Source organism: Allobosea sp. 01N443 (genome assembly GCF_056399325.1).
On record NZ_JBFTRC010000293.1, the window covers coordinates 1 to 4,971 of the forward strand.

Genomic DNA, 4,971 nt, shown 5'->3' on the forward strand with positions numbered 1-4,971 from the left:
GTCCTCGCCGTCGTGGCACTGACCGTCTTCGCGCTGCTCCGGCGTTTCCGCCCCGCACCGGACAGCATCGAGAGGCCCGAGCAGCAGCGCATCCAGCGCTCCAATGACGAGGCTGAGCCGGACACGGAGGTCGGAGCGACCAAGGCGGAATATCTCTACGTGCCGTCCGTCATCATGCAGTGGATGTTCCCGGTCGTGATCGTACTGGCCGCCTATCTCTTCCTGCGCGGTCATGACGCTCCGGGAGGAGGCTTCGCCGCAGGCGTCGCGATGGCGGCGGGCTTCATCCTGCAATACATGGCGGCGGGGACGATTTGGGTCGAGGACAGGCTGCGCATCCTTCCCGTTGCCTGGATCGGCGGCGGTCTCCTGCTTGCGGCGTCCACCGGAGCTGCCTCGATGCTCCTGGGCGATTCCTTCCTCACCTCGTATTTCCGGTATCTGGAGCTGCCGATCGTCGGGAAGGTCCCTCTGGCGAGCGCGACCCTGTTCGATCTCGGCGTGTTCGGCGTCGTGGTCGGAGCGACGGTCTTGATGCTGATCGCGATCGCCCACCAATCCATCCGCCGCCTGCGCGCGGCCCGTCTCGAAGAGGAGCGCCAGCGATGGAACTGACGCTTGCGATCGCCATAGGCGTGCTCACCGGATCGGGAGTCTGGCTGGTCCTGCGTCCGCGCACGTATCAGCTCGTCATCGGCCTTTCGCTCCTCTCTTATGCGGTGAACCTTTTCATCTTCAGCATGGGCCGTTTGCGGGTCGCTGCAGCGCCCGTGCTGGGACCCGGCGGTGCAGGCAATCCGGCGGATCTGGCCGACCCGGTTCCGCAGGCGCTCGTGCTCACCGCGATCGTGATCAGCTTTGCGACGACCGCCCTCCTCCTCGTGGTGCTGCTCGTCGCCCGTGGGCTGACCCGCAACGATCACGTCGACGGGCGAGAGCCGAACTGATGGACTGGACGAGACACCTTCTCATCGTCCCGATCCTGCTCCCGTTGATCACGGGGGCGGCTCTCCTGCTGATCGACGAGCTGCGCCACACGCTGAAGGCGTGTCTCAGCATTGCGTCGGGCGTGCTGCTCCTGGTGACCGCGATCGTTCTGATGCGACTGGCGGACGGGGTTGCCGACGGAGGCGGCGCCCTCTCCTCATCCTATGCCCTCGCCAACTGGCCAGCGCCGTTCGCCATCGTGCTCGTGCTCGATCGGCTGTCGGCGCTGATGCTCGCCCTCGTATCCACGCTGGCGGTCGCCGCGCTTGTCTTCTCGACGGCGCGCTGGCACCGGGCCGGCCCGCATTTCCACACGCTCTTCCAGTTCATGCTCATGGGGCTCGCAGGCGCGTTCCTCACGGGCGACCTCTTCAATCTTTTCGTCTTCTTCGAGGTCACGCTGGCGGCGTCCTACGGCCTGCTGCTGCACGGATCGGGCGCGTTCCGGGTGCGAGCCGGCCTCCATTATATCGCGATCAACCTGGCCGCATCGCTTCTCTTCCTCATCGGCGTCAGCCTGATCTATGGGACCGCCGGAACGCTGAACATGGCAGACCTCGCCGTCCGCCTTGCGGGACTGTCCGCAGATGACCGCGCGCTCCTTCACACAGGCGCCGCGATCCTTGGCATCGCGTTCCTGGTCAAGGCCGGCATGTGGCCGCTCTGCTTCTGGCTGCCTTCCGCCTATATGGCGGCGGCCGCCCCCGTTGCCGCGATCTTCGTCGTGCTCACCAAGGTCGGCACCTATGTGCTTCTGCGCCTCTCCCTGCTGCTTTTTGCCCCCGAGGCCGGGGGCACGGCGGGCTTCGGCGGAACGGTGCTGCTCTGGGGCGGGATGGCGACGATCCTCTTCGCGACATCCGGCGTGCTTTCGTCCCAGGCGCTGGGCCGGCTCGCGGGCTTCAGCGTTCTGATCTCCTCGGGGACCCTGCTCGCGGCCGTCGGCATCGGCAACACTGCGGTCGTGTCGGGCGCCTTGTTCTACCTCGTCAGTTCGAGCCTCAGCGTCGCTGCCTTTTTCCTGCTCATCGAGCTGGTCGAGCGGACACGCGAACCGGCGGCAGACGTGCTGTCGGTCACCATGGAGGCGTATGGCGACGAGACGGACGAGAGCGAGGAGCACGAGGATCAGGAGGTCGGCGTGACCGTACCGGGGGCGCTCGCCATCCTCAGCGTCTCGTTTGGATGCGTCGCGCTCCTGCTCGCGGGCTTGCCGCCGCTATCGGGGTTCATCGCCAAGTTCGCGATGCTGACGGGCATGTTGAATCCGGACGGACTCGGCTCTCTCGCCGAGATCCCGGGGCGCATTTGGCTGCTGGTTGCGCTGGTCATCCTGTCGGGCCTTGCGACCCTTGTGGCCATGATGCGCAGCGGTGTCCGGATCTTCTGGGCGCCGCTTGAGGAACTCGTTCCGCGCGTGGTCATGGTCGAGGTCGCGCCAATCGTCGCATTGCTGGCGCTCTGCACGATCCTGGCCGTGTGGGGCGGTCCGATGCTCAGTTACACGGAGGCTGCGGCCCGTTCCCTTCACGCCCCGTCGACCTATATCCAGAGCGTGCTGGGAACGGGTCATCCGCCGGGCGGTGCGCGATGAACCGCCTTCTCCCCTATCCGCTGCTGACCGCGGCGCTGCTGCTGATGTGGCTCCTGCTGACCTCTTTCTCGACCGGGCAATTCCTCGTCGGGGCGGCCGTCGCGATCGGGGCCTCCCTTGCGATGGCGGCGCTCCATCCATCCAAGCCCCGGCTGAGGCGATGGCAGCTTCTTCCGAAGCTTCTGGGCGCCGTCACGCTGGATATCCTGCAGTCGAACATCGCCGTCGCCGGCATCATCATCCGCGGAGATCGTCGCGACCGTGTCGCGGGCTTCGTCGCCATACCGCTCGACCTGCGCGACAAGACGGCGCTGGCCGTGCTGGCATGCATCGTTACCAGCACGCCGGGGACGGCCTGGGTCGAATATGCCCCCGAATCCGGCGTGCTCCTGCTCCATGTCCTCGACCTCGCCGACGAGGCCGAGTGGATCGCCGTGATCAAGAACCGCTATGAGGCGCTGCTTATGGACATTTTCGAATGACGGCCGCGATCCTCCTATGGTCGGTGACGGCCGCCCAGGCCATGCTCGTCGCCGCCATGGGGTGCTACGCCTACAGGGTCATCCGGGGGCCGCGAGCGCAGGACCGGGTCCTCTGCCTGGACGCCATGTACGTTACCGCCATGCTCCTGGTGCTGACGATCGGCATCCGCTCGGGAAGCGCGATCTATTTCGAGGCGGCCCTGATCATCGCGGTACTGGGTTTCGTATCGAGCATCGCGCTCGCCAAATTTCTCATGCGCGGCGAGGTGATCGAATGACCCACGCCGAGAACCTCCCCGCCTGGGCGGCCCTGCTGACGGCCTTTTTGGTCCTTCTCGGTTCCGGGCTGACACTGCTGGGAGCCATCGGAACATTGCGCTTTCGCAGGTTCTTCGAGCGGGTTCATGCACCCACGCTGGGCACGAGCTGGGGAACCGGTGCGATCGGGCTCGCGTCCATTCTCTGCTTCTCGGTGCTGGGTTCCCGGCCCGTGGTGCATGAACTCCTGATCGGCGTCTTCATGATCGTCACGACGCCGGTCACCCTCATGCTGCTCGCCCGCGCGGCCCTCTATCGCGACCGCACGGAGGGAAACGGAGAGGCGCCTCCGCGCTCGCTCCTGCGCCGCACGCACGGTGGATAGGCGCTGCGTCGCAACCTGGAGCCGGCGGCCAGCGCAGCCCTCGATGCAGCGAAACACTTATCGGCGAGAGCCCGGCGMGACGCGAAAGATCGCTGCGGTGGCGTCGTCGCTCACCAGCAGAGCGCCGTCCGGAGCGACTTCTGCATGGTCGCCCCATGCCATACATGCCAGTTCAGCGGGTGTTGCCTCAGCGCTCCTGCAGCTTCGGATTGAGCGCGTCGCTCAGGCCCTCACCGACGAGATTGATGCAGAGCACCGTCAGCAGGATGGCCATGCCGGGGATCGCCGACATCCACCACGCCGTCCGCAGCATGGTGCGGCCGATGCCGATCATATAGCCCCAGGAGACGACGTTCGGGTCCGAGAGCCCAAGGAAGGACAGGCCGGATTCCGTCAGGATGGCCGTCGCCACCAGCAGGGACGAGACGACGATGACCGGTGGCAGGGCGTTGGGCAGGATATGCCGCGCCGCGATGCGGAAATCGGACATCCCCATGGAGCGGCAGGCCTGGACGTATTCCCGGTCGCGATGGGCCATGAATTCGGCCCGTGCCAGCCGCGCGACCGGCGGCCAGGACACGATCGCGATCGCGCTCATCACGCTGATCAGCGAGGGGCGGAAGATCGCGATGATCACCACCGCCAGGACGAAGGAGGGAATCGTCAGGAAGAAATCGGTGAGCCGCATCAGCAGGATGTCGCTCCCCCGGCCGCAATAGCCGGCGGCCGCCCCGACGACGACACCGAGGATCGTCGCGCACAGGCTCGCCGCCACCCCGATCAGCAGCGAGACCCGGCCGCCATGCAGCAGGCCGGCGAGGATATCCCGGCCGGTGACGTCGGTGCCGAGCGGAAAGCGCGCGGAGGGCGTCTGCGCCGGTCGCCCGATCATGTCGAAGGGATCGACCGTGTAGACCATCGGGCCGAATATCGCCGCGAGCACGATCGCCAGCAGCAGGACGAGGCCCACGACCGCGCCCCGGTTGCGACGGAAACGCCGCCAGAAATGCAAGCTCCGCTTCATCGCGCCAGGATCCTCGGGTCGATAAGGCCATAAACGAGGTCGACGAGCAGGTTGCAGAGCACGACCAGGATCGACGAGATGAACAGGATGCCGAGCAGCAGGTTCAGGTCGCGCTGCAGCAGGCCGTCGAACAGCAGGCGCCCGAGGCCCGGCCAGCCGAACACGGTCTCGACCAGGATCGAACCGCCGAGCATATGGCCGATCTGGACACCGCCCAGCGTCACAACCGGCATCAGCGCGT

At 66.5% G+C, this 4,971-nt stretch carries 8 protein-coding genes; 6 read left to right on the plus strand and 2 right to left on the minus strand.

All coding sequences use genetic code 11. From position 1 onward, the window contains the following. The 6 genes from mbhE to mnhG all read left to right on the plus strand — a co-directional run. Positions 1 to 615, plus strand: a 615-nt coding sequence (mbhE, locus tag AC1DRP_RS34850) for a hydrogen gas-evolving membrane-bound hydrogenase subunit E (protein ID WP_476770925.1), incomplete at its 5' end; no start/stop codon positions are given. Next, entirely contained in the window at positions 606 to 947 is a 342-nt protein-coding gene (locus tag AC1DRP_RS34855; protein ID WP_441491350.1) for a Na+/H+ antiporter subunit C, read from the plus strand. The genes mbhE and AC1DRP_RS34855, both read left to right, overlap by 10 nt. Continuing rightward, positions 947 to 2,581: a monovalent cation/H+ antiporter subunit D gene (locus AC1DRP_RS34860; RefSeq protein ID WP_476770926.1), complete on the plus strand. Its 1,635-nt coding sequence runs from the start codon at positions 947 to 949 to the stop codon at positions 2,579 to 2,581. The genes AC1DRP_RS34855 and AC1DRP_RS34860 overlap by 1 nt, the downstream gene beginning before the upstream one ends. Continuing rightward, positions 2,578 to 3,063, plus strand: a complete 486-nt coding sequence (locus AC1DRP_RS34865; RefSeq protein ID WP_476770927.1) for a Na+/H+ antiporter subunit E — start codon at positions 2,578 to 2,580, stop codon at positions 3,061 to 3,063. Before AC1DRP_RS34860 ends, AC1DRP_RS34865 begins: the two co-directional genes overlap by 4 nt. Continuing rightward, complete coding sequence (locus AC1DRP_RS34870; RefSeq protein WP_113517826.1) at positions 3,060 to 3,341, plus strand: K+/H+ antiporter subunit F; 282 nt, start codon at positions 3,060 to 3,062, stop codon at positions 3,339 to 3,341. The genes AC1DRP_RS34865 and AC1DRP_RS34870 overlap by 4 nt, the downstream gene beginning before the upstream one ends. Continuing rightward, the gene (gene mnhG, locus AC1DRP_RS34875; RefSeq protein WP_476770928.1) at positions 3,338 to 3,706 is read left to right on the plus strand and encodes a monovalent cation/H(+) antiporter subunit G; all 369 of its coding nucleotides are present in this window, start codon (positions 3,338 to 3,340) and stop codon (positions 3,704 to 3,706) included. The genes AC1DRP_RS34870 and mnhG overlap by 4 nt, the downstream gene beginning before the upstream one ends. Positions 3,707 to 3,893: 187 nt before the next feature. Here the strand turns inward: mnhG and AC1DRP_RS34880 are convergent, their stop codons facing one another. Further along, a complete protein-coding gene (locus AC1DRP_RS34880) occupies positions 3,894 to 4,730 on the minus strand; it encodes an ABC transporter permease (protein WP_441491345.1) in 837 nt (278 codons plus the stop codon). Next, positions 4,727 to 4,971 (minus strand): ABC transporter permease subunit (locus AC1DRP_RS34885; RefSeq protein ID WP_476770929.1); only part of this gene is annotated, 245 nt, incomplete at its 5' end. The genes AC1DRP_RS34880 and AC1DRP_RS34885, both read right to left, overlap by 4 nt.

Bases quoted from the DNA above. Each gene is read 5' to 3' on its own strand.
- AC1DRP_RS34855 (WP_441491350.1), top strand. From the start codon at position 606: ATGGAACTGACGCTTGCGATCGCCATAGGCGTGCTCACCGGATCGGGA.
- AC1DRP_RS34870 (WP_113517826.1), top strand. From the start codon at position 3,060: ATGACGGCCGCGATCCTCCTATGGTCGGTGACGGCCGCCCAGGCCATG.
- AC1DRP_RS34865 (WP_476770927.1), top strand. From the start codon at position 2,578: ATGAACCGCCTTCTCCCCTATCCGCTGCTGACCGCGGCGCTGCTGCTG.
- mnhG (WP_476770928.1), top strand. From the start codon at position 3,338: ATGACCCACGCCGAGAACCTCCCCGCCTGGGCGGCCCTGCTGACGGCC.
- AC1DRP_RS34880 (WP_441491345.1), bottom strand. From the start codon at position 4,730: ATGAAGCGGAGCTTGCATTTCTGGCGGCGTTTCCGTCGCAACCGGGGC.
- AC1DRP_RS34860 (WP_476770926.1), top strand. From the start codon at position 947: ATGGACTGGACGAGACACCTTCTCATCGTCCCGATCCTGCTCCCGTTG.